We start from the raw sequence: 26,133 nt of genomic DNA on the forward strand, positions 1-26,133 counted from the left end.
TCGGTATAGTATGAGTATTAGTATAAGAGTTTATGCCTTAATATAGAATACAGATGAATTACTCATGGCTGGCTGATGAGGTGTGGTGATGAAAAAAATATATGAACATATCGAAATAGACAGAAAAAAAATGATTAACCTTTTTATGTTCCAATCCAGAGATACAGAAAGAGTCATTCCTATGCATTTTCACAGCAATATGGAGTTGATCTACTGTACAAGTGGAAGTCTAAAGGTGTGGCATGAAGGAAAAATAACTATTTTGATGGAAAAGGATGCGCTATTCATTAACAGCAATGTTCCGCATTCCACGCAGAGCATTACGGAGAACCAGGTCATAGTGCTGCAATTTCCAGACACTTTCTTTGCCAATGAACAAGTAATCATCCATTTAAACACGCAAGAGAAACAAGTTGAAGAACCTATAATCTCTAAATTAAGAGGATTGTTTATGGATATATATGATCTACATATTTCCAAAAGCAAATACGACTACATTTTAGAGCAAAGCCGAATTATTGAACTGAAATATTTGCTTGTCAATCATTTTAGTCAGACGACAGACATTCCACCGGAAGTATTCAGTGAAAAGCAACAAAAGATAAAGACAATCATGGACTTTATTAAAGAGCGTTATACTGAAAATATTAGCTTGGCCAAAACGGCCCGTATCTGCGGTTATTCGGAGGCTTATTTGTCGCGAATGTTTCATAAATATACAGGCCAGACGTTTACCGAATACAAGCAAATTCTTTGTTTGGAGAAGGCGATCGATTTACTGGATTCAACTAATAAGTCACTTACAGAAATTTCTTACGAGGTCGGGTTTCCAAACGAGAAATCTTTCAGAAAAGCTTTTAGAGAAGTTATGGGTAAAACACCGTATGAATATAAAAAATCAAGATTTGATCTGGATGTGTAATGCCACAAGCGTGCACAGTCTCCTTTCAGTAAAACGAAGGGGTTGTCCCTGAGTCATTTGATGACTTTAGGACAACCCCTTGATATTTACGCTATGTCAGAAGAGTTATTAGCTTAACGGTTATCGATCTTTTCTGGGTACATATCATGATTCATCATGCGGTGCTCCGCTATCTGTTCATACTTTGTTCCTGGCTTGCCGTAGTTGGTGTACGGGTCGATAGAGATGCCGCCGCGTGGCGTGAATTTGCCCCATACTTCAATGTAGCGAGGGTCCATCAGCTTAATTAAGTCATTCATGATGATGTTGACGCAGTCTTCATGGAAATCGCCGTGGTTACGGAAGCTGAACAGGTACAGCTTAAGGGATTTGCTTTCTACCATTTTAATATCGGGAATGTAGCTGATGTAGATGGTTGCAAAATCAGGTTGTCCTGTAATCGGACACAGGCTGGTGAACTCCGGGCAATTGAACTTTACAAAATAATCCCGATAGGGATGTTTATTATCAAAGCTTTCGAGAATGGCGGGATCATAGGCAAAAGTGTATTGTGTGCCTTGATTGCCAAGCAGGGTAACATCGGTCATTTCTTCGGGTGTTCTTCCGGTCATATGGATAAGGCTCCTTAAAGTAAGTTGGTTTGGTAAAAGAGAGAGGGAGTTATGGTGGTGGGAGGTCGCTCCGCGAATGATTTGAGTCTCCGCTTCGCTGCCGACCGCCGTCATCACCATAAAGTCCTACTCGTTTACGTGTAGGTTGGGATAGAAGTGAGTAATGCTCTCCTTTGTGTATCACATACAGCGCATACGGAATATATTACATATAAGTGTTATACGCCGCGTTTGTTGCCCCATACGAGGGTGTGGAGCTGCGGGAGTACTCTTACATGGTTTAGTAGGGAATCGTCCATGACACGGTCGATAAGCCATTCATAACGATGGAGTAGAGACTCCGCTATCTGTCCGGTATTCTCCGTGTTTACATCTGGATTACCCGTCTGAAGGAACAGCGGTACGTGTGGATAGCGCTCGTGAACAGTGCGGGCATAGGCAAGATCGGTGTCATCGAAGATGACGACCTTCAAGCTGCAAGCTCCGGTATAGAGCCGCGCAGATTCATTAGCGGGTTCCTTCAAGTCTGTTGCGATTGCGACGTGGGACGTCGCTCGGGACTCATAAGCCATTTTCCGGTTCGACAGACGGGCGATAATATCATCCAGCACGTCCCAGTTGGTCGTCATACCAGAGCTGGGCGGTTTCGGGGATAGGGTTACCTCATCGATATCGTACAGCCATTCCTGCCAACGGGAGCCTTGTGTTTCGACAGCGGTGGCAATGCCTTGACTGCGCAGCAGGGTGATTAGCTCCCCAAGCTGCGGTAGCAGGGCAGGATTGCCTCCAGAAAGAGTCACATGCGAAAACCGTTCGCCACCGATGGCCTTCAGCTCCTGCCAAATGTCTGTGGCACTCAGACGACGGATCTGATCCTTGGCGCTGCCGTCCCAGGTAAAGGCGGAGTCGCACCATGAGCAATGGTAATCGCAGCCTGCGGTGCGTACAAACATCGTTTTACGACCAATGACCATACCTTCGCCCTGAACAGTGGGACCAAACACCTCCAGTACGGGAATAGGGGCTATTTGGGTGCCTTGGGAGGCTGTCATGGGTTGGTGAGAAGTCACGGTATTACTCATCGAGCATCCACTCCCGTCGGAACTCGGCGTAGCTGGTAGGTGTCTCGAACAACCGTACAAACTCGGTACGTCCACCTTCGACACGGTTGCAGTATGCCTCCGAGGTCAAGGCTGACTCCATTTGTTCAAAGATCCAGACGACCATATTTTCCGCCGTTGTATTCATTGGAGGAAGCGTCTCATTCAAGTAACGGTGGTCCAGAAAAGGCTCAATCCGCTCTTTCCAGATCGTTTTGATGTCACCAAAATCCAGCGTTAGACCCGTTTCGCCCGGTATGCCGCTTATGCCAAATACGACGATATAGGTATGTCCATGCAGATTTTTGCATTTGCCTTCGTAGCAGTGTAAATGATGTGCTGCATCGAATGTAAATTGTTTGCTGACGAGTACACGTTTGCGGTGATAACGCAGCTGAGAGCGCTCAATGTCTGTCCCGAACTGCTGGAGCTTATCGACAATACGAAAGGTACCGGGTTCACGCATGACCTTCAACTCCTTGGGAGGAAGCTCCGCGCACCGCGAGATATTGCTCCAGTCCAGCACGGCGAAGTTTGCAAGCAGGGCATTCGCCACAGCCATCGCCAATGACGCCGTTATAGCACGTTAGTGTACGTGTTCTTACAAATTCAAAAGCTTTCAGCTCATCGGCCATGTGCCAAGTTTCGGCCTTGTTCAACCACATGAGCGGGGTATGAATCACAAAGGGATAGTCCATCGAAAGGTTTAGTGTGACGTTCAGCGATTTGATAAAGGAATCCCGGCAATCGGGATAGCCGCTGAAATCCGTCTCACATACGCCTGTAATAATGTGGCGCGCTCCTTTTTGCTTGGCGAGAACTCCCGCGAAGCTCAGAAACAGTAGGTTGCGACCGTCTACAAAGGTGCTAGGCAGTTCGCCTTCCTGTTGAGTAATGTCAATGTCGGTGCGTGTGAGGGCATTAGGGGCTAGTTGATTAAGCAGGCTCATATCCAGTACCGTTTGCGGAACACCCAGTTCGCGGGCGATTCCAGCGGCTACTTCGATTTCCTGCTTGTGGCGTTGACCGTAATCGAATGTCACGGTTTCTACTTCAGCAAAATGTTTTTTTGCCCAAAATAAACAGGTTGTGCTGTCTTGGCCGCCGCTGAATACGACGACTGCTTTTTCGTTTGCAAACATAAAAAAACCTCTCGATCTTCTTGGAATGGTGCAAGACACAAGTCTTGGCACTTGGAAGAAGGAGAGTTCTTGAACCGACTTCAACAAAAAACAGGCCTTGCCCCGCGAAATCATTTTTCTTGCGGAGGACAAAGCATCGTTAGTTTTTTATAGAGGGAGTTCGCGAACCTCTCCCATGCATGACGCATGGATTTTCTTCATTAGTATCTGCCACGAGGACAGACGGCTTTAGCATTGTCATTATAGCATGGCAGGGCTATTTGATAAACACTCCACCAAATGGAATGACTTCCCTTAAAAATCGCTTGATCACGCCATCGTCGTTCATATCCTGTTGGAGCCGCCGATGATGCTCCCCGGCATGGAATAGTACGGTACCCTGTCCGGTCATTTTAAAATGATAGTTCATATGCTGGCTGGCCAGATGGTTGCCGTACACGGTCAACTCTAGATGGGCGTTTTCGGGATAGGCAATGACGCTGCTCGCATCCACATAGATCGGTTCTGTCGGATGAAGCTGTTCCTGACATACCAATCCCTGCGTCAAAAGACCGATTTGACCCACACCATCAAATTTCATTTTTATAACATCACGGCTAAATAACATGTTTTTCATGCTTAGCAGCTTAGTACGCATTTGGATACCGGAGCTGTACCAGAACAGGTTGCGAAAATCGTATAACAGATCATCGCTTCCTTCAAGCTTAATCATTTTTAGACTAAAGCCAGGTGGAAGTGCGGCAATTAGGCGACAAGCTCCTGTGAAATCGGCCTGAATCAGTTTGTGTTTGCGATACATGCCCTTAATATTCATCAGTTTATCACTGCGGCCTGAGCTGGGTCCGCGGTATGCGATGATTTGCTGCGGATGCAGAACGTGCAGCTTTTCTCCTTCCGCCAGATCGAGCGTTACGACCGAACCGACGCTTTCATCATGGTGTTGTCCTGCTTGTATGTCCATTCAGACCTTTCATCCTTTCAGACAGTTAGTATCTTCCCGAACGTCGACGCATCCCGTAACGCAACAGTCGGATACCGATAAAATAACCGGCCAGCAGAGTTATAGCTGTGATGATGAGCATTTTATTTCGATGTGAAGCCTGATCGCGCTGGGTTTGAAGATTTTTTAATTCTGTGACTGTGTCAGTCAGCTTGCGGTTTTGCTCCAGCAATTGGGCGTTTTGCTCTTGATAGGCTTCTAAGCTGTTACGGGCCTTTTCCAGATCCTCCTGTGTTTGTCGATAGCTTTCCTTGAGCTGATATACATCACCAGGTAACCGCGAAAATTGCTCGAAGCCCTGATATACATCATCCCAATAAGCAGCATGTACTTCGGGTACACGAGTTATCCCAAAAATAAACAAAAGTGCTATAGCAGCGCAGACAATGCGGCGATACAAAGCAAAGCGACAAGTTGGTCGTGCCAAGAGATGTTCCCCCTTTTGATAAACCAAGATGTTAGATGATATAGATCATTACCCATATGACATGGTTACGTATAATATAACGATACGGATGCAGATTTTTGAAGAAACGGACGATAAATACGGAGAAAATGATCTCAAAAAAAGTCGATATATGAGTTTAAGTGTACCTTAAAACGGGTATATCAAGGAAGCGGCAACATTCCGGCATTTTTTCTAGCATACGAGTAAAGAACGATCCGCACCTGATCAGGTCTTAAATATGAATATATGAACTGAAATATATTAAAAATTAATATAGAAGGAGATTTTGCAAGATGAATGAGAAAGAACAAAACTATAAAACTTTAAAAATCACTGTAAATGGAAAGCCGTTATCAAAGGATCTCGTCGTAGATAGTACTACTTTTGCCCCTATATCTGATATTTGCACAAAAACGAATGTTTCTTTAACAGAAACTACAATCTCATAAGTTTAAGTATAGAAGTAGACTATAAAATAGCCCGGCATACGCCGGGCTATTTTTGCGCGTTCATGTAATTCAAATGGTTTAAAATGTTATTTACCAAACTAGGTCCCCCTTCATAAAGATTCCCATGTATAATTTTCACAATCAAACATACGTTCCCTGACAATATAGTGTCAGATAACACTGTTAATTTAGAGTTACATGTTCTTTTAGGGGGAATTTACCAGTGGTGAAGTCAATGCTCAATGTAACGTACACATGGGACAAAGAGTCTATATCTGCGAATGGGTCCAAACAAGTAAATCTACTGATAGAATGGGGCTATGGAGCTAAACGTAAAAGAAAAGGAAATCTAATACCGAAAGCAGCGGGATGTGACCTTCAACTCCAGTTCATTCCAGAAAACGGGGTAAGTCTATTAAAAGCTGAAGGGGTAAGGCTCGGTTTTAAACGCTCGGAAAACGGAGATAGCATGTTTGTTCACTGTGGTGATGTACGGCGGGGAAAATATAGACAGGCTATTTTGACGTTTTCTATACCGGCTCACTCGTCCGGAAGACATACGATTGGAATGATGGAGTGGAGCTGGCGCAAGCCATCGCAGGAAAAGCGAACGATGATCCGGACAGACCAGCTCTACATCCATTTTACGCATCATCTTGGTCTGCTGAGCATTCCATCCAACCCGAAGGTGGAAAAATACATAAAGCTGAATGAGACGTCCCCTATTGTAAAAAAGGCATTGCGTATGTACGAGAAAGGGGAATATGAGCAAGGGGCGTTCATCCTTACCAGACAAGCAGATGAATTACTTATACGTGCAGCAAGAAGCGATGATATGGACTACCTGCAGGAAGCCGAGTTGCTTCTGGCTATACGTAATAAATGGAGTGGTACTTTTGTATCATTTACAGCGTATAGTTCTAAAGTCTTTTTCAATAAGGCAATATCGCTAGAAGATGTTCATTTTACTGAAAATGATACTTTGAGATAGGCAATTATGCTAGTTTATTTGTGTAATATAGTGAGTCTAATTTACTATCTTTTTGTAAAGGAGAGACTTCCTTGACTGATCGGTTGATACGTTTAATGCGGATTATTACTATTGTTCAGGCAAATCCAGGGATATTGGCAAGAGAGCTTGCCGAACGTTGTGAAACATCAGAACGTACCATATACCGAGATATGGAGGCGCTAAGTGCTATGCATATACCGATTGCGAATATGGGGCATGGCAAGGGGTACATTTTTATTAGCAATTTCGCTTTGTATCCTCTGAATTGGACGGAAGAAGAGGCAGAGGCTTTTACTAAGCTGGGAGAGATTATGGAAACGGTAAAGCCTCTTTTACCGCCAGCTTTTGAAAGTGCTTATGAGAAAGTGATGGCCTCTAGTCAGAAAAAAAAGATGGACCAGACGAGCTTCGCGCAGGAAATGAAAAATATTGTCCGGCTCGGCTCGACACTTGATCGGGAAAACCAGCCCTATCTGCTCAGGCTGATTGTTTTAGCGAGTCTTACGCAGCAGACTATTGAAGCGGAATACAGCTCACCTCAAAATGAAGATGTATCACTAGTTCAGGTGGATCCTTATTGTTTGGTCCCGCAGGATCGGCGATTCTATATGCTTGGTTTTTGTCACAAGCAATCCGCTATGAGAACCTTTCGGATCAGTCGATTTCGGAACATGAGAATTTTGCCGTATACGTTTCAAAAAAATACAACTGAGATGGAAATGTTTTTTAAAGGGACCTGGTCAGTGACCAAAGGAAATCAGAATATCCGGTTTGTGGTACGTTTTTCTGCTGAGTCTGTATATCGGGTCAAAGAAGAAGAGCTGTTCATCAAGCCTTTTCTTAAGGATTTGCCGGATGGAAGTTTGTTGTTTGAGGTGACGGTCAATCATGACCGTGAATTTTTGGATTGGCTCACTTCCTATGGAGCTGAGGCCGAGATCCTGGAGCCTTTACGGTACCGCAAACGAATGCAAGAAATGCTGCGGACCTGGGGGGCATTCTATTTCGATAAAAAGGCAGGAAATCAAGAATAACAGGGGGAGATCCCCCGGAACGGGCCGGGGAGCTATCCGCTTAACGGTCCTTAAACAGGTTGGCGAGATTGCCAAAAGGACTGTACTGCTCCTGTTCTTCTTCTGGTGAGGAGTAGACGAGCTTCGATCCACGGCTTTCCTCATCGTCAGCAGCATTATGAACTAATGTAATACGATCAAAATGGTACATGAAAACCTGAGCGGTGTTCACGGCATCATCCAGTGCCCGGTGTTGTTGACCGTCAAAGTCAATGTTGCACAATTCCAGCGCCTGAGACAAGCTCAACTGACGGTACTTTCCATTGGAACCAAACAGACGGGAAATCTGCTTCTGTATATCATTTGTATTATGAATCCATCCGAGATCTATATGATGGGTACGACAATGGGATACCAGCTTCTGACGGTCATCCGGGCCCCATGCGCATAAATAATAAGGGGAATCCGTACCGAGCCAGGCTATGAATTCCTTCACAGCTTCAGGAAATAGTGGAGCGGCATCAATATCTCGTTGAGTAATACCTGTGAACTGAACGGTATCTGTAGAGAGTACAGGCCGATTCGAGGGTCTTACAAAACTGTGAAACGTATCCGCAACGTATAGGCCATCGTCTCCCTGAACAACTTTGACGGCACCGATATCAATGATTTCGGAGGAATATCTGGCGTTACGACTAACGGTAAATTCAAGATCGTAAATAATGTATTGCATTTCTGGACTCCTTTCACACATATAACTGATCCCGATGGGTATCGGCACGAATGTTCTCTGCCCGAATGACTCTTCTCCATCATACCTCTCGGTTCACAACTTGTCAGCGGTTAAAAGGTTTGCTTTTAAAAAAATATGCGATGTCCAAATAAGCTTGGACTATCGCATATCTAAAAACGCCTGACATACAGCAGCATCCGAAACCACTAGGATTCCGGACGCTGCTTTTGCTTAGCTATTGAATTAGGCCGGGAGGTCTAACTTTTGTCCCGGATAAATGCGGTGAGGATTCTTCAACTTATTCAACTGCTGAAGCTGTTGCCAGGTGGTACCATGTTTGCGGGAAATGTCATACAGCGTATCCCCGGATTTCACAACATATATATGGTTATTTGTAACTTGTGCAGAATTTGATGTCTGCTGTGGCTTGGCTGTTTGAGACTTTGCCGGCGCCGGTTTTGCGGGTGCTGGTTTCGCAGCCGATGTAGGAACGGGTTGCGGCTTTTCCTGCACAGGTGCAGGTGTTGCGGTTGAGGCAGACGGCCCAGTTTGTGTGGCAGGGACAGAAGTTTTACCGTCAGCCTTGGCTTCTTGAATGCGACCGTCCGCTTGTACTTGCAGGCTAGCGGAGCCGACCTTTTGCATATAGCGAATTAACGCCTCATCAAGCGAGCCGAACATACCTGCTTGTGGATATTTAGCGAACATCGTATATTGGTCACCACCTACGGCAGTAAAATCATTGGTGGCCAGTGTGTATGTTGCCTCAGGATCAAGTGATTTTCCGCCGATCAGGATGGAATGAACACGGCTGCCTTTGGCTGCTGATGTGTCTATTTTGAACGTGATACCTGATACCTGTGGGAAACCTCCGCTTGGCTCTGGATAGGAGGCTGTACCATTTTCCAGTGCGGCCTGAATGTCAGAGCCCTTCACTTTCAGGGTAACGATCTGGTTGCCGAAGGGCAGTACAGTGATGATGTCTCCCTTGGTTACCGTCCCCGTCTTGATGGAAGCCCGGATGCCGCCACCATTCGTTAAAGCCACGTCTGCTCCCGAAACGTCACGCATAGCATCGGTGAGCAAGTCACCGAGATTGGTTTCACTTGCACGTACCTTTTCGCGTGCTCCTTCCAAATCCACACTCGTTTGCGTTACAACCTCTTTAAGAATAGGTTCCTGGTCCTTTTGAATGGAGGCGATCAATGCAGCAATCTCAGCGTTGGGCTGAACATCGACTGCTTGAGTCGAATCAATCAGCTTCGCTTGCTTTTGCGTAACCTTACCGCCGTCGACCCATAAGTCCACAACACCCAAATACTTGGTGTATTCACCTGCGCTAGCGATCAATGTACCATTGTCACTGATCAAGCCCTTTTCCAGTACGGTATGGCTGTGTCCATCGATGAAAATATCAATGCCAGGCACTTCCTTAACAACCTTGAGGCTGGTGTCCTTGCTAGACGCATCCTGCCCCAGGTGACCAAGAACAACAACGACATCTACTTTGCTGCGGATTTCATCAACAGCCGCTTTAGCCTCAGCCGCAGGATCGGTGAATTGAATACCCTCAACATTTTTGGGATTCGTCTTATATGCCGTTTCTGGCGTAGTCAGACCGATAATACCGATTTTAACGCCGTCCACTTCTTTAATAACATAGGGTTTGAACAAACGTGTTCCGTCTGTTTGTTTAATATTGGCGCTGAGCACAGGGAACTGAATATCCTTACCTAGCTCCACAAGATGCTTCCAACCATAATTAAACTCGTGGTTACCCGGAACCATAGCATCATAGCGCAGCTTGTTAATCACTTTCACAATGCTCTCGCCGTTAACCAAAGTAGCGAAGGTCGTTCCATGAACGGTATCCCCGTCATCTAGCAGCAGTGTATTGGGATTGGAAGCCCGGTACTGATCAATGATACCCGCCAGCTTGGCGAATCCCATTTCCTTGTCGTTCGCGACCACGTGGGCATGGGTATCGTTCGTATGTAGGATGGTGATGTGTTTACCGCTGACTGGAGCCGTTGCCGTTCCCGCTGTTCCCACATTGGTTGCTGGGTCTGCTGCTGCTGTACCGAGACACCCAAGTAAAAGCGCGGCAGTCGTCAGGATCGACGAGAGTTTTTTCCATGAGTTCATGTTGTTCCTTCAACCTCCCATAAAATGAATGAATTAGAGAAACCGCTTACGACCACATTTTATCAGATGATTGTAAAAATAACTTCTATTTTATATCAAAGCATTAAAATTTTTTGATATATCGGTTGTTAAATCCATCGTCTAGTTACCTATATTATAGAGGAAGTAATCAACAGCAGCTCATAGAATAGGAACTAACGTTCTGATTTATGGTTAAAAAAAAGGGCAGTCTCTTTGGGCAGCCCGATCCGGGGTAAATAGTGATCCAACGTTTCGTCAGCTAGTGGCGGTTTTCCTTCACTCAGCAAAAGCACGGCAAACCGATTGGCCTGCTGTTCAAATTTTCCTGGGGAAAAGTAGGAGTGCTCCTCCATAAAAAAGCGGCTAATGCCTTTATGCAGTCGATCATGTCCCAATTCATGCGCACAGACGAACCGTTCCCATTCGGGTGTGAGGCCATTGTGGATAACGATAAATCTTCTACGCAACTTGTGGTAATACAGCCCTTTGGTTGTGGGGCCTAGATCGCAGTATCGAATATGGATACCCAGGGCTTTCGCAATATCGAAGGGGCAGTTGGTACGGTATTTTCGGACAAGTTTGTGAATGAGTTCGTTCATACGCTCACCTACTATCCCTGATCTTTGCCCGTTCGGGGCTCTTTGGGCTTTTTATGTTTGTTCATCTGCTTGGCTTCCCAGAACAGACCTGTCAGCACGTCTTTGATCCGTTGACGATCTTTTTCATCCAGCGGAATGCCATCGAACATTAATTCGTCGTCTTCCTCCAGCATTTTTTTAAAATCCCGGCGATCTTTGGAGGTTGCCCATTCTGGCACAGTAGAACGATAAAGTTCATGTGGACTTTGCTCCATTGAATCATCGTCTCCCCAATATCCGGCGGCCTTCATCATTTCGGTATAGGATACGCTAAGCGCGTCCGCTATTTTGCGGAGAGTGGAGGGTTTGGGGATTCCGCGCAGACCATTTTCAATGCGGGAAATTTGTGAATTGCTAATACCTGCAGCATCTGCCAACTGGTTGATGCTCCATTGTTTGTGCTCACGCTGCTGCTTTAAGTAAGTTCCGAATGCTGGCTGTTCCACAATGGGGGCTCCTTTCTGCAAGAGAATCATAGATATTAGTTTTATTATACCATTAGGTAAATAGTAAAAGCACGTAATATGCCAAAAGGCATAGGAAAATGAAGTGAATATCCTGTTTTTGGAGCTATACTGCTTTTTTTGACGATGGATACCTATCCTAAATAATGTTATGTTATACTCAAGATACGAACAAAAGGGGAACAAATTGTAAACACGAGCGTTTTTCTATTTCAGGATTTTGCAAAATTCGATTCCAGTCGCTTCGAAGTGCAAAATCCTCATTTAAAAATACATCATTGTCAAAAGGCATAAGATAAGGAGTGTTGCTTTACATGAGAAATAACTTACCCGAATTGGACCGTCGCAAAACGCAGAATGCATTGGAGGGTGTGTTTGAGAAATACCGAATTTATAAAACGATTACTTTTATGGATCGGGAGAGCTTTATTACTGCTGGCTATACGGATCGCCCGAACGGACCAACGAATGTGACAAGCGATCCAACGGCTCGGACAGCCGTATATAATGTAGATGCTCCTGCCGCCCGCTTGGCCTACTGCGAAATGGTGGATGCGGTAGTGAGTCGCTTGAATGAACGCGAACAGCTGCTCATCCGTGAACGTTATTTAAAGGATGACGATGTGTTTGATTACAAGGTTTACAATTATGTGTTAGACCCGCCAGTCAGCAAGGATACGTATACGAAGCTTCGTACGCGTGCTTTTTACAAAATGGCGCTTGCACTGGCGGACCAAGGCGTTTTGAATCTGGCAGGCTTGCAGAAGGGTGCGGATCGAAAACTGGGTTAATGTAATAATTATCCACTTGTTCTCATTTCTATTTTAAAATCGTTCCCTAAAAGGCTTTGATTTCCTGTAATAACAGGGATCAAGGCCTTTTTTCATGATGGGAACACATGTTCTCAAAAAACCTCCCAACTTCATCCCTAGTCTCTGCTTTTATCGTCCATTTCCCCGGCAACGCATTCGTTATTAGGGTGTAAGATTATATCATCGGGAATCAAGACAAGAGGACATACCGAAGACACACACAGTCAAACGTTAGCCGGCCATTAGGGCCGGTTTTTTCATGCGGTGATCGTCTCTGTCGGTTCCCGGGAATTCGTTAAATAGAAAGGAGGAGTCGTGTTGCCTAAGCAAGGGATGCTGCAATGCATGAGTACGAGGTTACGCCGGCTGAGAACACGGAAGTGGAAAAAAGCCTGGCTGAACAGCCACAACATGCGAACGCAGGGTACGCAAAGGTGGCATGCCGCAGGATGAGACAAGCCTTTAAGCAAAAGCTCATTGAAATTATTCCAGCGCTGCAAGGGCGTGTATACGATGTTCAGCCACCGTCGCAGACGGCAGAGGAGCCGTATGCTGTTATGGCGCTGGGCGAGGAAATCTGGAAGTCTTCCTGGGCCGGCTATCGGCAGGTTGTTCGCATCAAGCTGTACGCAGGACAAGCCGGACTGGCGCAGGCTGATGTATGGGCGAATGCCCTGATTGCCGGGCTGCACCGGGAACCAGTGACAGGTGCAGGTGAGGACACATCGGCTTTTACCGCGCACTATTTGGGCGTGCGAGATGCAGAAAAGCTGGACACTGTTACGGGGAAGGCCTATAGAACGCTGCGTTTTGGCGTGTATGTGCCTGAAACGGAAAGTGGTTCAGCCGCTCCAGCAAACAGTGCTACACAGCCGGAAGAGTGGCTGGCCGCGCTGGTCCGCTGGACGCAGAAGCAACTGGGCGAAACGTGGTCGGTATACGCCGACGCTTGGCCCGCACAGCCGGGACGGCACGCGGTACTGTGGCGGATGAGCGGCTGCGAAACTAGGATGGCGGGAGCCTCCATGTATGAGCTGCGCAAACGGTTCATCGGGCATATTACCGCCCCAGACACCACTGAAGAAAACCGCGCAGCTTCCGCACTGATCGAGGGCTTTGCCGCTCAAATCCAGCTTCCTCTGGATCAGGACAAAGGCCGTTATATGTCTACAGCTGAAGCTTCAGCCGATTTGCAGGCGGATGCCATTTTAGATGGTCAGCTTCGGCTGATGCTGGTACAGCGGCGTATGCGCCCAGCTGAGGAAGCAGCGTTGATTCGCAGAGTGGAAATTCATCCTATTTTGAAATGAGGTGGTCCGAGTGACCTTGGAAAACCATGAGAAGGCCCCGGTATATGCCGGGCAGGAAGCAAGTGGCCCCCGCTATACGCTGGAGGAGCTAAAGGAGCACGCAGAACAATTGTTTTCCGTGAAAGAAGAAGTGCTGGCAGGCGCATTTTTTGGCACACAGGACAAGCTGTTTACGGTAGCAGAAGCACACACTAAAATCGAACAATTTATGAAAGCGAAGGTGGACTAATTATGGCAGGCGGAACATGGGAAAACACGAATAAACCGGTATTACCGGGTTTGTATATGAATTTTCAGGCAGCAGCAGCTTCAGCAATTCAAGGTGGGTCGCGTGGTACGGTCGTTGTACCCGTTAAGGCGAATTGGGGCCCTGTACGTGAGTTTGTAGAGATCGGCAGTGAAACGGCAATCAGCCAAATCTTTTCCGGTGACAGTCTGGACGGTGCGACCGCGTATTCGACGCTGTATCTGGCTTTGCTGGGGGGTCCGAAAAAGCTTCTAGCCTACCGTTTGGCAGATGATACAGCTGCTGAAGCATCTGTGACGCTGAAAAGCGGCGGTGCGACCCCGGCGGATGTGCTGCGCCTGAAGGCTTTGTACACAGGTAGCCGCGGTAATGGTTTTGCTGTAACTGTACAGCCAACTTTGGGTGATGACCAAGCTCGTGAGGTGCGCCTCTATGAAGGAACCAAGCTACTCGGCACGTACAAAGGCAGTGACGGTACAGCAGCCTCTATTGCCAAGGCCATGAACGAGAACAGCGAAAACGTATGGGTGAAGGCTGAGGTTGTCGGCGACGGCGGCATTCCGGTGGATGTCAGCGGCGTACACCTCACTGGCGGCAACAGCGGCAATAGCAAGCTGGTTAATGCCGATTACATCGCGATGCAGGAGGCACTTGAAGGACAGGAATTTAATGTCTTGGCTCTGGATTATGCAGCTGATCTGGCATTGCTGCAAAGCTTCGCTGCCTGGATCAAGCGTGTCCGCAATGAAGGTAAAGGCGTTATCGCTGTATTCGGCGGTTCTGCGGCAGATGATGTGTCCAAAACAGCCGTCAGCTTGGCCTCTGCACGTTCCCTGGCACTGAACCATGAAGGCATCGTGAACGTCGGTACAGGCGTACGTCTGGCAGGTACGGACTACAGTTCTGCCCAAACGGCTGCTTATGTAGCCGGACTGATCGCAGGCCAACGTCTGAATCAATCGGCAACATATGCGGTTACGCCATTTGAGGATGTAACCCGCCGCTGGACACGTTCCGAGCAGGAGCAGGCTGTCCGTAATGGTGTCTTCCTGCTGTTCTTCGACGGCCGTCAGGTCAAAGCGCTGCGTGGGATTAACAGCTTGGTGAACCCGTCTGCCGGACAAAATAACGCATGGAAGAAAATCCGTTCCATCCGAGTTATGGACGCTATTAACGCTGACTTGCAGCGTGCAGCCGAAGAGACATACATTGGCAAAATCAACAACACGGTGGAAGGTCGTCTGGCGCTTATCGGTGCAATCAAAGAATACCTGGCACAGCTGTCGCTGAGCAACGTCATCGAAGCAGATGGCTACGATGTCATTCTCGACCCGGCTTACTACGGCGATGCGCCAGTCATCAAACCGGAGCCGGATCAAGTGTTCCTGCAATGGAACGTGAAGCTCACCGATGTGATGGAGCAGCTGTTCGGCACATTTTACGTACAATAAATAAGCATTTTACGTGTACAAGCATTTCGCAGGCAATCAGCAGAAATGGTGTAGCTTGTTAACAACGAGGATTTTGTGAAATCCCGAACTATATTATGGATCATTTTGAGGAGGAAAAAGAAATGTTGGATGCTTCAAGAGTCATTTTAGGTACGTATGGTCAGGCGCATGTGGACGGGGTGTGGCAGACGAATATCAACAAGCTGGAAGCCAGCGTGGAAATGGAAAAACGCGAGCTGAATCTCGTGGGCAATGAGTGGAAGGTGCACAAGCGCGGTATCAAAAAGGGAACGGGAACAATGAGTGGCTACAAGGTCACATCCGATATGATTCGTCGCGGTTTTAACCGTTTTGAGATTATTACAAAATTGGATGATCCAGAAGCCTTCGGACATGAAAGTATTCGTCTCATTCGTTGCACTGCTGACAAAATCCAACTGGCCAACTGGACAGCAGGAGAAGAAGTACAGGAAGAAACGACCTTCACCTTTGAAGGTTATGAGCTGCTTGATCCGATTGTAGCAAACTAAATTGGAAGACGGGGGATGGGATGCTGTCAAGCGTTCCGTTCCCCAAATACAAATGAACAATAAGGGAGAATGACTTATGAGCTTGAATGAGAATATGACAGAAGAACAAATTTTGGACAGCCTGTTTGAAGCTGCTGAAAAACTACCTGAGGAAACGGTCCGCATCAAGCGCCTCGACATGAAAATTGTGCTGCACGGCCTGACCTCCAGTAAGGTGGATAGCATTCGTGAACGCTGCACGATTCGCCGAACCGTGAAGGGTGCAGTGGATGAGAAGGTAGATACTGAAACGTTCAACGCCTTGTTGATTTCGGAAGCTACCGGCAAGCTGGAAGTGAAAGGCTTGTCCCTTAACGGTTGGGGCGATCCCCGGATTACAAGCCGCTTGAAGCTGTCCGGTGGTGAACAGTCCGTCCGCCGTATGCTGCTGGCAGGTGAACTGGATGCAGTGGGGGATAAGGTGCTGGAACTGTCTGGCTTTGGCGTTGAGATTGCTGACCTAAAAAACTAATCGGCTCCGGGGGAATGACGACGATGCTGTACCACTTGTGGGTCCGGCACCACCTCCGCCCCGGAGACTTTTGGCGGCTTCCTCGCGGTGAGCGCATGCTGCTGCTGGCGTTTGCCGAACAGGAAATGGATAGCATAGCAGCTTCAAAAGCATAAACAAGGAGGTGAACATGATAGATGGCAGAAGCATTAAATTACCGCATGAACCTTGTGATTGATCCTAAAAACGTCATTAAGGCGAACAGAGAATTGCGCGCAATGGAACGCTATTTTGAGCGGATTCAAGGACGTGTGTTGAAAATTGGACGTACCCGCATGGCCCCGGAAATTGTACTGAACGATATGGCCTCCAAAGGGCTTGATAATCTGTTGAATAAGATTAACCGGGTCAAATCCCAGATTATTAACGCTTCGGGTAATGTAAATGTGAAGGTAAACTCCCAATCTGGCTCAGGCTCCCCGAAGACTGATAACAATCCAAGTATCGTTTTGCTAAGCACTGCGGTGCAATTGAATACTGTAGCTGTAAATGCCAATACAGCAGCTATTGTTGATTTAGGTACTAAGTTGGGATCTGTGACACCAGCTGCAGAGAAAAAAGAAGAGCCTAAGGATGCATTAACTCAGGTAAAGGATTTTCTTGGTAATGTAAAAAAAGTTGGTGAAGGGGTAAAAAGCATATCTGAAGCTCCTGAAGCATTTAAAAAATTTAAAACTGATTTTGGTATTTTAAAGGGACCGCTCCAGGGAGCTAACCGAAGAGAGAAGTTTAAAGATTTTGCTAGTAAAGCATTTAATGTAGGGAAATCTGGGGGTGAGTTTTTAGAAAAATTTGGAGGGTCTTCAGATTTAATTGAAGGTGGACAGGGATTGTTTGATCAGGCTAAAAGCTTGGGGATGATAAATCCGAGTGAAGCCGCTGGTGTGGTGCCTAGCGCTGCAAGTTCGAGTGCTGCGGCAGATGCAGCCTCAAGTATTATCAGACCAAGTAGTGTTGCAGGTGCAGCTGAGGAAGCCGGATCAGGCTTATTCAAAAACCTTCTAAAAGGTGGAGCGAAAAAACTGTTGGGACCTTTAAGCTATGGAATGGATATTGTGAACATCGCGAAGGCTACCTCTGGTAAAGAACGTGCAGAAGCTATCGGTTCCACAGTTGGTGGGACTGCTGGTTCCGCATTAGGCGGAGCTATAGGTTCATTTTTGCTTCCGGGTATTGGTACTGTAGTTGGTTCTACACTTGGGGGTATGGCGGGAGACTTTGTCGGTGGGAAAATTGGTGGATTAGTCTCAGATTATGGTCCAGCCATGATGGACAAAGCGAAGTCCGCTGGTAAATTCCTTGGAGAAAAAGCTTCCCAGGTTACAGGCTGGCTTTCGGATAAGGCTGGAGACTTCGGTAAAGGCTTTTCTGATTTCTTTTCTTTTGGTAAAAAAGATGAACCTAAGAAAGAGCCAGCTAAGCCGCCTGAAGTACCTAAACCAGCAACCTCTAAACCAGCAATCCCACCTCATTCGAATTTAGGTAAGTCATTTGAGCCCTTAACGCCTATGGCTATAAATTATAGTGCTAGTGCAGTTGCAAACGTACCTCCGCAACCAGGTGCAAAAGGCGTCCCTAATCCTTACGGACCGATGGCTATAGCTAACCAGGGAGTCAATCCAAACCCACTACTGAATACTGCGGCTCATGCGAATAATGGAGCCAAAGCTAAAGGCAAAGGTAATGGTAATCCGACACCTCAAGTAGTACAGATCAGTCCTGAACAAATGGGAACACTGTCTGGCTTTTTGAAGGATTTTAAAACGGAAACCACCAACCAATTCAATCTTCCTGCGGGGGCTGTACAGGTCACTGTACATGAGAACAAGCTGGATGTGGATGGGCTTATTACGCAAATTGGCTACCGTCTCAAAGCTGAAATTTTGCGTGCAACGCAGAACACCAAGCCAGCGGGCGCTGGAGCTATGTAATGTAGTAGAGATGGTAGCAATGGGGAAGGAGGAAAGAGATGGAATTTAGTTTGACGGATGGTAAAGGAAAAAAGTTTCAGTTTCCAGTAAATCCTGAGGAAGTGACGATCTCACGGCAAAAAGGATTCGATACAACGACGATTTTATCCTATGGGGAGTTTGACTTCCCACAAGGGGAGAAGGTGAAGGAAATCTCCTTCTCTTCTTTTTTTCCGAAAGAATACAATCCAGCGTATTGCACATATGAAGATATCCCTGATCCGCAGGAGGCCATGAACACGTTGAATGGCTTTTTGTTATCCAAGAACCCGCTACGTTTTATTATTACGGAGACAGCCGTGAATGTGCCAGTAATTGTGGCATCTCATAATTCCACCTTTCGCGGCGGCGAGTATGGGGATGTGAATTTTGATCTGTCACTGCGGACCTGGAGTGATATGAAAGTTGCCAAAAAAGCTGGCGTCACGGGAAGTAAGGCGGCTGCGGTCAACAAAAAACCTCGCACAGATATGAAAGAAAAGAAAAAAACATATACGGTTAAGTCGGGGGATTCCTTGTCCAAAATTGCCAAGCTGGAGTTGGGGGACAGCTCGCAATGGAGTCGTATTTATCAGCTTAATAAAAAGGTCATTGGACAAAATCCGAATGCAATTAAACCGGGGCAAAAGCTGGTGCTGTCATGAGTTACAAAGTCATTTTACAGGATAAATATGATTTATCTCCTCTCGTGGAGAACATTAATTTGAGGGATTCGCTGGAGCAAATCGCCTATCAGGGCACGGTCAATCTGGTCGTTACTCCGGATATGCCCGCCATTTCCCCTGGGATGTCCATTCGGGTTAGCGGAATTCCTTATGGCAAAAAGGATTATGTCCCCTTGCTGTCTCCAGCAGTGATCTGGGAAGTAGAAACCTCTAACAACGGGCTCAAACGTATGACGTTGACGTTATATGACCGTACAGTGTATTTAGACAAGTCCGAGGATGAATATTTACTCCCTGCTAAGCAGACGGCTACTCAGCGTTTTCAGAAGTATGCTAGGGACTGGAAGCTGAAAATCGCTTCATTGCCAGATACGAAAAAAACGCTGGGACGCGCCGTATACCGCACACAATCCATCTATTCTATGATGCTGGGAGATCTGCGCGAAACGGCAAAGGCGGGGGGGAAGCTGTATCATCCACGGATGATTTCTTCCGGGCTGGAGCTGTACGAGCTGGGAACGAACAAAGATGTGTATGTTTTGGAGAGAGTGACTGATACGACACAGTCCCGTACGCTGGAAGGTGCGGCCACAAGAGTGAAGGTACTGGCTACGGCTGCTAGTGAATCAGGCAATGAGGTACCATCCAAGGTGATGGCGCTTGAGGAGAAGGACATTGCCAAATATGGGACACTTCAGGTGATCGTGCAGGATGACGAAGTCAAGTCTGGTTCAGCAGCACGTGAGTTGGCCAAAAGTAAGCTGAGAGGCATACAGCAAACGATATCGGTAAATGCACCGGATATGAACACGATTCGAGCAGGAGACGCGGTAATGTTAGGTTCCATAAAGCTGTTGGTCATTTCAGTGAGCAGGGAATTGGGCAACCCTGGCAGTATGTCGCTGGAACTGGGGACGTATGACGATGTAAAAAGGAGGTTTTACCTTGAATAAGGACCCCTACGGGCATTTGGCTACTGCGCTGCAATCTTCATTTCATAAGCATACCAAGCAAGCGCTGAGTGGAGTAGGCGCGGTACTAGGCACGATCACCTCCACGGGACTCAAGCTGGACGATTTTAAACATGAGCTTCAGAATTATCTGGTCGCGGAGCTGCCGGGACTGCTATCTATACCACGTCATATGTATAAAGGCACCTCAACCGCAGTGGAATCGGAAAATTGGGAAGGCAAAGAGCTGAAAACTTCCTTTTATATCGGGGAAGACGAGCTGGAGGATGTGAATCTCAGCTTGAACGAAGGACTCAAGCCCGGAGATCGTGTACTTGCGGTTCGGGTGAATAGCGGTAACGATGTAGTTGTTGTGTGCAAGGTGGTGAGTGGACGTGGCTAATTTATTTCCCGAAACAGATGATATGATCTGGACAGACATGGATATGACCGACCCGGATGTACTGGAGGATAACCGCGCAGTATTTGGGCGAAGCTGGCGGTTTGATTTTGAAGCTGGAGAGTTTGTTATGAGCCCTAGCCGTAAAATCGTGACTACAGGTGAGAAAGAAGCCTGGGTACAGTGGTGTGAAAAAGCGATTCGCACTCCTCGCTACCGGCATGTGATCTATTCACCTGACTATGGAAGTGAGCTTGAAGAGCTGATTGGCAGCAGCTATGGGCACGGTGTGCAGGAAAGTGAAATTAAACGCATGGTCACAGAGGCGTTATTAGCAGATGCACGTACGGCTAGTGTGGACCAGTTCACGTTTCGCTGGGAAGGTGAGGCGTGCCATTTTAGCTGCCAGATTACGAACGTGCGAGATGAAACGGAAATTGTGGAAAGTGTGGTGATCTAATGGCAGACTTGCCGGAATATTTGGTAGACCAGACGGAAGAGGAAATTTTAAATCGGATGCTGGAAAAAGTGCCTTCGGACATGGATAAGTCCGAGGGCTCTTTTATTTGGGATGCACAGGCGCCGGTAGCGTTTATGCTATCCGAAGCGGCAATCTGGGCGCAGGAGCTACTACGACGTGGCTTTGCCAGCACAGCAGCCAGCGACAACCCGGATTTTCGCTCGCCGGAGCTGGATTTGCGGACAGCAGAGCATGGGGTGACACGGCGAGAAGCGGTTGCTGCCTCAGGTATGGTCACGTTCACGGGCACAGCGGGAACGATCGTCCCGGCGGGAACCTTGGTGGCGACCCCGGCAGATGATGTATCCGGGGAGGCTTCTATTGAATATGCGACCACGGCATCGGTTACGCTGGATGAACAAGGTGCCGGGGAAGCGACTATTCGGGCGGTCAATCCCGGGCGCAGCGGTAATGTGCCTGCGGGTGTCATCCAAGTGATGGCAACCCCGGTTAGCGGGGTCGCCTCTGTGATCAATACCGAGGAAACCAAAAGCGGCACAGACGTTGAGAACGACCAGCTGTTGCTGGAGCGTTTTTATGCCAAGGTGCGGAACCAAGGCACAAGCGGCAACAAGGCGCAGTATACCCAGTGGGCGAATGAGATCGCTGGAGTGGGTGGCGTGGAAGTTGTTCCGCTCTGGAAAGGGCCGGGAACAGTAGGGTTATATGTACTGGATACGGACAAACGAGCAGCCAGCCCGGATATCGTGGCTGCGGTGCAAAAGTATATTGATCCGACGCAGGATGGGCAAGGAGAAGGGCTGGCACCAGCGGGTCCTGTGGTGACGATCATGCCAGCGGCAGAAGTGGAGATTAACATCTCAGTCAAGGTACAGCGTACCAAAGAGAAGCCGTCCACATTGGATGAAATCAAAAAGCTGATCGAAAGCGGTGTGCGGACGTATTTGAAGCAGCTTGCTTTTTACAAGGAAGACCCGTTGGTACGGTACACCCGGATTTCTGCTGTGCTGCTGGACATTCCGATCATTATTGATTTCTCTGAACTGAAAATCAATGGACAGAGCAATCAGAATATTGAGATTGGATCAGGTCAGGTGGCAGTGCTGGGGACGGTGAGCGTCAGTGAGTAACAATGGAACGAACAGCTTTGAAGATTTATTGAATAACCCAGACCAGGGAAAACGTGCAAACCGTAGTGACACTTTTGTTAATCGGGTAACGATAGCGGGAGATACATTGGGCCAAATGAGCAGCGAGCGGGGACGCGAGCTGCTTTCCTATTTGCCTGCCTATTATGAAACCTCACGTGTGATGCGTTCCGATATGGATGCTAAAGGAAGCGAATTGGACGCCTTGTATCTTGCAATGGATGCAACAGTGGGACAGTTTTTCGTACGTACCGCCACTTGGGGGTTGGAACGCTGGGAAATGGAGCTGGGTATCGAAACCGACCTAGCGAAGCCATTGGACCAACGGCGTGCGGTGGTGGAATCGAAGCTGCGAGGGGCAGGAACCTTTTCCGGCCGGCTTGTCAAAAATGTAGCGGAGGCGTATGACGGAGGCACTGTAGATGTCACTTTTCAACCCGCCGAATGGGGATTTACGGTCAAATTTATCGATACCATTGGGATTCCGCCCAACGTGGAAGACCTTAAAGCAGCCATCGAGGAGATCAAGCCCGCTCACATGGCGGTGGAGTACAAATTACGCTACTTGACCATTGCCGAGGTCGAGTCTATGACCTTCTATGAAAACGAACATACAACACAGGATAGATATTTAGGAGGTGGCGCATAACATGGCAAGCGAAAAAACACCAAACCTTGGCTTAAATCAAATTGACCGCACATCGCCCAAAACCACGTATTTTGATCTGGAGAAGTATTTGGACCAAAACTGGCGCGCTGTAGACGATTTCGCAGGTGATGTGAATGATGGTGTGAATGCGATCAAGAAACGTCTGGATACGACGGAGCGTAAGGCGGTGACTCTCGAACCCGGGGTGCAAATTGTTCATGCGGAAAAGGCATCGCCGTTTTCGCTGACGGGGATGAGCGGGCGTACGTTGGTGAATTTGTTGGGAAGATGGGGGAATTTGAGTAGCTTAAGGGGGATAACGCCGTATCAATCCGTTATAGCGCTAGATACTTTGAATAAGGGAATAATGCCTAATTCGTTAAAAGTAACGATTAAATCGGGATATACAGTTGGAGTGGGGTTTTATAGTAATTTTAAATTTTTAGCTGGGAAATACTATGTTGCAATTGTAAGAGCTAAAGTAGGTAACGCTATAGATGCAGGAATCTCGGCTCCGAATGCTCTGGTAGAATCGAAAGTTGTAGTTACGGATAAGACTAACTTTGCTACGGCTTGGTTTAGGCTGGCACCTACCAGCGATATTATTACTAACATAGATTTGGTAACACAGGGTACTGTAGGACAGTATTCTTATTTTGAGGCTGCGCGTATCTATGAGATTTCTGCAGCAGAATATGCAGCATTAGCAACGATGACCGACGATCAAATTGACAACAAATATCCTTATGTAGATAGTGTAATGCCTGTGCGTAATCCATATGCAATTCGGCATGGGGCGAATTTGGCCCCACACTCTTTTTATTCTTGGGACGCTACGGTCGGAACACCTCTTATTAAAGATAATCGAAATGTTGTTGTTTCTTCTTCGAATATAATGATATCTTCCATCTACCCATTAGTTCCGGGTCAGGCTTACACGGTTTCCGCTCAGTCGAGTGGAGCAACGGGTAGAATACATGTAAATATGCAAAACGAGACTGCGGTTATCGGTAATGTAACAGGTAGTGGAATTATATCTTATACATTCACAGTTCCGGCAGGTACTAAAGGTGTAGTGATCCGCTTGTTGGGCACATCCACTGCCGAAGTAACGATTTCAGACTTTATGTTCAACATCGGCAGTATTGCCAAACCATTCAAGCAGCATGAAGACTCCATGCTGGCACTGCAAACAGACCTGTACGCCGATCCAGTTACAGGGGCTAATGCTGATACAGTGTTTGAACGTGATGGGCAATATTATAAAAGCAAACGTTGGCACAGTATGACGCTTGACGGCTCGCTACCCTGGGGTTACTTCGATTCAGCCGCAGGCTACAAAGTTGTGCGGATACCTGCCACTAATGGAATGGTTGACAGTGAGAGGATAACAAAGTTTGACGGTAAGTTGGTTCAGCATGTTTTCCCGTTAAGCGGGCCGGATCAATCCCACCTTAGCCCAGAATCTGGTGTTGTGGGTCTGTCCATTTCTAGCGCAGACAGTGGATGGGGAGATAACTACACACCTACAACAGACGAAATAAAGGCGTATTTTATGGGCTGGAAGATGTATTTGGCTGGTCAAGGAGACGTTAGTAAGCCGTTTAACAATGAGGCAGTAGGGAAGGCGTGGTGTCCGCTTGATTCTATCTACGATTCGAACGGGGCCGCAGCAACGCTGTACGTAACTACTTTGCCGACAACAGCGATAACATCCTTGTCGTACGTAAGATATGGAAATTGGTCGGCATACCAACTCGTATACAAACTCGCAACGCCTACAGCAGAGCCTATCATATCCGAAGGGCAACTAACGTTCGTTGCGGGAGACAATCAGGTTGAAGTAGGTACGGGAATTGTGTTGCGCGAGCCTGCCGACGTATTTATGGAGACAGGAACTATGTTCGGCAACAGGATGAACATAAATAACGCCAGCTTTAGCGCGCGCTTGCTCAGGAACAGGTCTATACAACCGTTGACGGTATACAAAGATGGGGTCTTAGACACAAGATGGACTAAGGGCGTCGGATGGATCACGAGTGCAGGTACGTTATCGCAACTTTTGAATGCATCGGATAGCGACAGAGTATCGGCCTACAGTGTCACGTACTTTATGGTTGGTCTCTCACCCGTTGTGCCGTTCACAGGAATCTACGCAGCCAACGAAAAGACACTGCTGTTGGATTTGATAGACTGCGTGCAACAAGCAAATTTGCGCCTGTCTGTGGTGGAGAACAAAAAGGCGGACAAGGATAGCCCTTCCTGGATTACACCCACGTTGCTTAATGGCGTTACAGCAGAAACATCCTCAGTGGATATGTGGCCTCAGTACCTTAAAATGTCAGATAATCTTATTAAGATGCACGGGTCAATAAAGGTACCGACTTCTAATGCAACCGTTACATGTTTTAGGTTGCCGGAAGGATACAGGCCAAAAATACTAACGGTATTAACCTGCGCAGCATCTGATGCGGTGTCCGCTGACAAAACTGCCGTAATTGCAATATCCTCTGACGGACGTGTTGAAGTAGTAGGCAGAGGGGGCTATGGTTGGATACGTTTAGATGCCGTTCAATTTATAGCAGAAGTTTAAGGAGGATAATATATGAAAGCAGTACCTAAAGTAAATACAGATGGCCTCTATCTGGAGGACAAGCTAGTGGACGATGCCTTTTCGGGTATCGTCCCTTTTTATGCTCCATCTTCACTCATACTATCTGACACAGACCAGCAACAAGACATCTATGTGCGTACTACCAATAAATCGAGTGCCATTGATGAAGAGAATACAGAAACCAGCCCTGCTGGCTATACGGTTGGTATTCCAGTTCCACCGGGCTTATATCATCCTCTGTTTGATATTCAAGGCTGGTTGGCCTATGAAGCAGAATATAACGAAACTCTGATTGAGGCACAAAAGAAGTACGAGAAAATTAGTAAGGAATCGCAAGCTTCATTTCAGAAGTTGCATGTTGAATGGCAAAACAAGCTGGGAAACGAACGTGGAGACGAACCTATATATTCTGCTCCGGCTTTTTCGACTCCAGAACGAAGAGACCCAACGACGTTCTGGAGTGAAGGATTGAGTGAGGAAGCAATTAAGGAACTGACACAAAAAGCAGAGCAACAGCCAAGTGAGACAGATCAATTGAAGCAGCGTATTGCAGATCTCGAAGTAACGCTGACCCAGCTCATGCTTGGTAACACAGGAAAATAACCATGTACTGACTCCTGTTTAGCCGCAAAATTCTTATTTAAAAAGAGGTGAAGTC

Annotated in this window: 29 protein-coding genes and 1 riboswitch; of the genes, 19 read left to right on the top strand and 10 right to left on the bottom strand. The window is 47.1% G+C overall.

Going from position 1 to position 26,133, the window contains the following annotated elements; translation table 11 throughout:
- Positions 1-88 precede the first annotated feature (88 nt).
- Positions 89-922: an AraC family transcriptional regulator gene (locus MHI21_RS05905; protein ID WP_342419643.1), complete on the top strand. Its 834-nt coding sequence runs from the start codon at positions 89-91 to the stop codon at positions 920-922.
- Between the two features lie 113 nt (positions 923-1,035).
- Here the strand turns inward: MHI21_RS05905 and queF are convergent, their stop codons facing one another.
- The 6 genes from queF to MHI21_RS05935 form a co-directional block, all read right to left on the bottom strand.
- Positions 1,036-1,533, bottom strand: a complete 498-nt coding sequence (queF, locus tag MHI21_RS05910; RefSeq protein WP_013309106.1) for a preQ(1) synthase — start codon at positions 1,531-1,533, stop codon at positions 1,036-1,038.
- Positions 1,534-1,751: 218 nt separating this feature from the next.
- On the bottom strand, positions 1,752-2,615 hold the full coding sequence (gene queE, locus MHI21_RS05915; RefSeq protein ID WP_342419644.1) for a 7-carboxy-7-deazaguanine synthase QueE: 864 nt from the start codon (positions 2,613-2,615) through the stop codon (positions 1,752-1,754).
- Positions 2,608-3,099 (bottom strand): 6-carboxytetrahydropterin synthase QueD, encoded by a 492-nt coding sequence (gene queD, locus MHI21_RS05920; RefSeq protein WP_342419645.1) that lies wholly within the window; start codon positions 3,097-3,099, stop codon positions 2,608-2,610. The genes queE and queD overlap by 8 nt, the downstream gene beginning before the upstream one ends.
- A complete protein-coding gene (queC, locus tag MHI21_RS05925; RefSeq protein WP_025720578.1) occupies positions 3,092-3,775 on the bottom strand; it encodes a 7-cyano-7-deazaguanine synthase QueC in 684 nt (227 codons plus the stop codon). The genes queD and queC overlap by 8 nt, the downstream gene beginning before the upstream one ends.
- A 133-nt stretch (positions 3,776-3,908) precedes the next feature.
- Positions 3,909-3,952: riboswitch (PreQ1 riboswitch) on the bottom strand.
- A 79-nt stretch (positions 3,953-4,031) separates the two neighbouring features.
- Positions 4,032-4,736 carry an AIM24 family protein gene (locus MHI21_RS05930; RefSeq protein WP_069011542.1) on the bottom strand — a complete coding sequence of 235 codons (705 nt, stop codon included), beginning with the start codon at positions 4,734-4,736 and terminating at the stop codon, positions 4,032-4,034.
- Between the two features lie 25 nt (positions 4,737-4,761).
- On the bottom strand, positions 4,762-5,202 hold the full coding sequence (locus MHI21_RS05935) for a hypothetical protein (protein WP_342419646.1): 441 nt from the start codon (positions 5,200-5,202) through the stop codon (positions 4,762-4,764).
- Positions 5,203-5,516: 314 nt separating this feature from the next.
- On the opposite strand from MHI21_RS05935, the gene MHI21_RS05940 reads away from it, so the two are divergent.
- From MHI21_RS05940 to MHI21_RS05950, 3 genes are all read left to right on the top strand, one after another.
- Complete coding sequence (locus MHI21_RS05940) at positions 5,517-5,672, top strand: hypothetical protein (protein WP_165144572.1); 156 nt, start codon at positions 5,517-5,519, stop codon at positions 5,670-5,672.
- A 223-nt stretch (positions 5,673-5,895) separates the two neighbouring features.
- Positions 5,896-6,663 (top strand): hypothetical protein, encoded by a 768-nt coding sequence (locus tag MHI21_RS05945; RefSeq protein ID WP_029516151.1) that lies wholly within the window; start codon positions 5,896-5,898, stop codon positions 6,661-6,663.
- 71 nt (positions 6,664-6,734) lie between these two features.
- On the top strand, positions 6,735-7,718 hold the full coding sequence (locus MHI21_RS05950) for a WYL domain-containing protein (RefSeq protein ID WP_342419647.1): 984 nt from the start codon (positions 6,735-6,737) through the stop codon (positions 7,716-7,718).
- A 40-nt stretch (positions 7,719-7,758) separates the two neighbouring features.
- Here MHI21_RS05950 and MHI21_RS05955 read toward each other — a convergent pair whose 3' ends face one another.
- The 4 genes from MHI21_RS05955 to MHI21_RS05970 form a co-directional block, all read right to left on the bottom strand.
- Positions 7,759-8,430 (bottom strand): 3'-5' exonuclease, encoded by a 672-nt coding sequence (locus tag MHI21_RS05955; RefSeq protein WP_342419648.1) that lies wholly within the window; start codon positions 8,428-8,430, stop codon positions 7,759-7,761.
- A 243-nt stretch (positions 8,431-8,673) separates the two neighbouring features.
- Entirely contained in the window at positions 8,674-10,575 is a 1,902-nt protein-coding gene (locus MHI21_RS05960; RefSeq protein ID WP_342419649.1) for a 5'-nucleotidase C-terminal domain-containing protein, read from the bottom strand.
- 194 nt (positions 10,576-10,769) lie between these two features.
- Positions 10,770-11,195 (bottom strand): ImmA/IrrE family metallo-endopeptidase, encoded by a 426-nt coding sequence (locus MHI21_RS05965; RefSeq protein ID WP_342419650.1) that lies wholly within the window; start codon positions 11,193-11,195, stop codon positions 10,770-10,772.
- A gap of 11 nt (positions 11,196-11,206) precedes the next feature.
- The gene (locus tag MHI21_RS05970; protein ID WP_165176506.1) at positions 11,207-11,680 is read right to left on the bottom strand and encodes a helix-turn-helix domain-containing protein; all 474 of its coding nucleotides are present in this window, start codon (positions 11,678-11,680) and stop codon (positions 11,207-11,209) included.
- Between the two features lie 332 nt (positions 11,681-12,012).
- Between MHI21_RS05970 and MHI21_RS05975 the strand changes: the two genes are divergently transcribed.
- The 15 genes from MHI21_RS05975 (at position 12,013) to MHI21_RS06045 (ending at position 26,078) form a co-directional block, all read left to right on the top strand.
- Positions 12,013-12,489 (top strand): ArpU family phage packaging/lysis transcriptional regulator, encoded by a 477-nt coding sequence (locus tag MHI21_RS05975; RefSeq protein ID WP_013309118.1) that lies wholly within the window; start codon positions 12,013-12,015, stop codon positions 12,487-12,489.
- Between the two features lie 362 nt (positions 12,490-12,851).
- Positions 12,852-13,820, top strand: a complete 969-nt coding sequence (locus MHI21_RS05980; RefSeq protein ID WP_165176504.1) for a hypothetical protein — start codon at positions 12,852-12,854, stop codon at positions 13,818-13,820.
- Between the two features lie 10 nt (positions 13,821-13,830).
- Positions 13,831-14,049 carry a hypothetical protein gene (locus MHI21_RS05985; protein WP_013309120.1) on the top strand — a complete coding sequence of 73 codons (219 nt, stop codon included), beginning with the start codon at positions 13,831-13,833 and terminating at the stop codon, positions 14,047-14,049.
- A gap of 2 nt (positions 14,050-14,051) precedes the next feature.
- Positions 14,052-15,518: a phage tail sheath family protein gene (locus tag MHI21_RS05990; protein ID WP_328801946.1), complete on the top strand. Its 1,467-nt coding sequence runs from the start codon at positions 14,052-14,054 to the stop codon at positions 15,516-15,518.
- Positions 15,519-15,640: 122 nt separating this feature from the next.
- Positions 15,641-16,048 carry a phage tail tube protein gene (locus MHI21_RS05995; RefSeq protein WP_013309122.1) on the top strand — a complete coding sequence of 136 codons (408 nt, stop codon included), beginning with the start codon at positions 15,641-15,643 and terminating at the stop codon, positions 16,046-16,048.
- A gap of 76 nt (positions 16,049-16,124) precedes the next feature.
- Positions 16,125-16,559 carry a hypothetical protein gene (locus MHI21_RS06000; protein WP_007429164.1) on the top strand — a complete coding sequence of 145 codons (435 nt, stop codon included), beginning with the start codon at positions 16,125-16,127 and terminating at the stop codon, positions 16,557-16,559.
- 176 nt (positions 16,560-16,735) lie between these two features.
- Positions 16,736-18,529 (top strand): hypothetical protein, encoded by a 1,794-nt coding sequence (locus tag MHI21_RS06005; protein ID WP_341162072.1) that lies wholly within the window; start codon positions 16,736-16,738, stop codon positions 18,527-18,529.
- 38 nt (positions 18,530-18,567) lie between these two features.
- Positions 18,568-19,212: a LysM peptidoglycan-binding domain-containing protein gene (locus MHI21_RS06010; RefSeq protein ID WP_028543147.1), complete on the top strand. Its 645-nt coding sequence runs from the start codon at positions 18,568-18,570 to the stop codon at positions 19,210-19,212.
- Positions 19,209-20,186: a phage portal protein gene (locus tag MHI21_RS06015; RefSeq protein ID WP_342419651.1), complete on the top strand. Its 978-nt coding sequence runs from the start codon at positions 19,209-19,211 to the stop codon at positions 20,184-20,186. The genes MHI21_RS06010 and MHI21_RS06015 overlap by 4 nt, the downstream gene beginning before the upstream one ends.
- Positions 20,179-20,586, top strand: a complete 408-nt coding sequence (locus MHI21_RS06020; protein ID WP_342419652.1) for a hypothetical protein — start codon at positions 20,179-20,181, stop codon at positions 20,584-20,586. Before MHI21_RS06015 ends, MHI21_RS06020 begins: the two co-directional genes overlap by 8 nt.
- Positions 20,579-21,043 carry a DUF2634 domain-containing protein gene (locus MHI21_RS06025; RefSeq protein ID WP_254326557.1) on the top strand — a complete coding sequence of 155 codons (465 nt, stop codon included), beginning with the start codon at positions 20,579-20,581 and terminating at the stop codon, positions 21,041-21,043. Before MHI21_RS06020 ends, MHI21_RS06025 begins: the two co-directional genes overlap by 8 nt.
- Positions 21,043-22,194, top strand: coding sequence for a baseplate J/gp47 family protein (locus MHI21_RS06030; protein ID WP_342419653.1), 1,152 nt, complete (start codon positions 21,043-21,045; stop codon positions 22,192-22,194). The genes MHI21_RS06025 and MHI21_RS06030 overlap by 1 nt, the downstream gene beginning before the upstream one ends.
- Entirely contained in the window at positions 22,187-22,861 is a 675-nt protein-coding gene (locus MHI21_RS06035; protein WP_342419654.1) for a YmfQ family protein, read from the top strand. The genes MHI21_RS06030 and MHI21_RS06035 overlap by 8 nt, the downstream gene beginning before the upstream one ends.
- 1 nt (position 22,862) lies before the next feature.
- Positions 22,863-25,454: a hypothetical protein gene (locus MHI21_RS06040; RefSeq protein ID WP_342419655.1), complete on the top strand. Its 2,592-nt coding sequence runs from the start codon at positions 22,863-22,865 to the stop codon at positions 25,452-25,454.
- 12 nt (positions 25,455-25,466) lie between these two features.
- Positions 25,467-26,078: a hypothetical protein gene (locus tag MHI21_RS06045; protein ID WP_341162068.1), complete on the top strand. Its 612-nt coding sequence runs from the start codon at positions 25,467-25,469 to the stop codon at positions 26,076-26,078.
- Positions 26,079-26,133: the final 55 nt, after the last annotated feature.

Source organism: Paenibacillus sp. FSL H8-0168 (assembly GCF_038592955.1).
In the GTDB taxonomy this organism is placed as follows: Bacteria; Bacillota; Bacilli; order Paenibacillales; family Paenibacillaceae; genus Paenibacillus; species Paenibacillus polymyxa_B.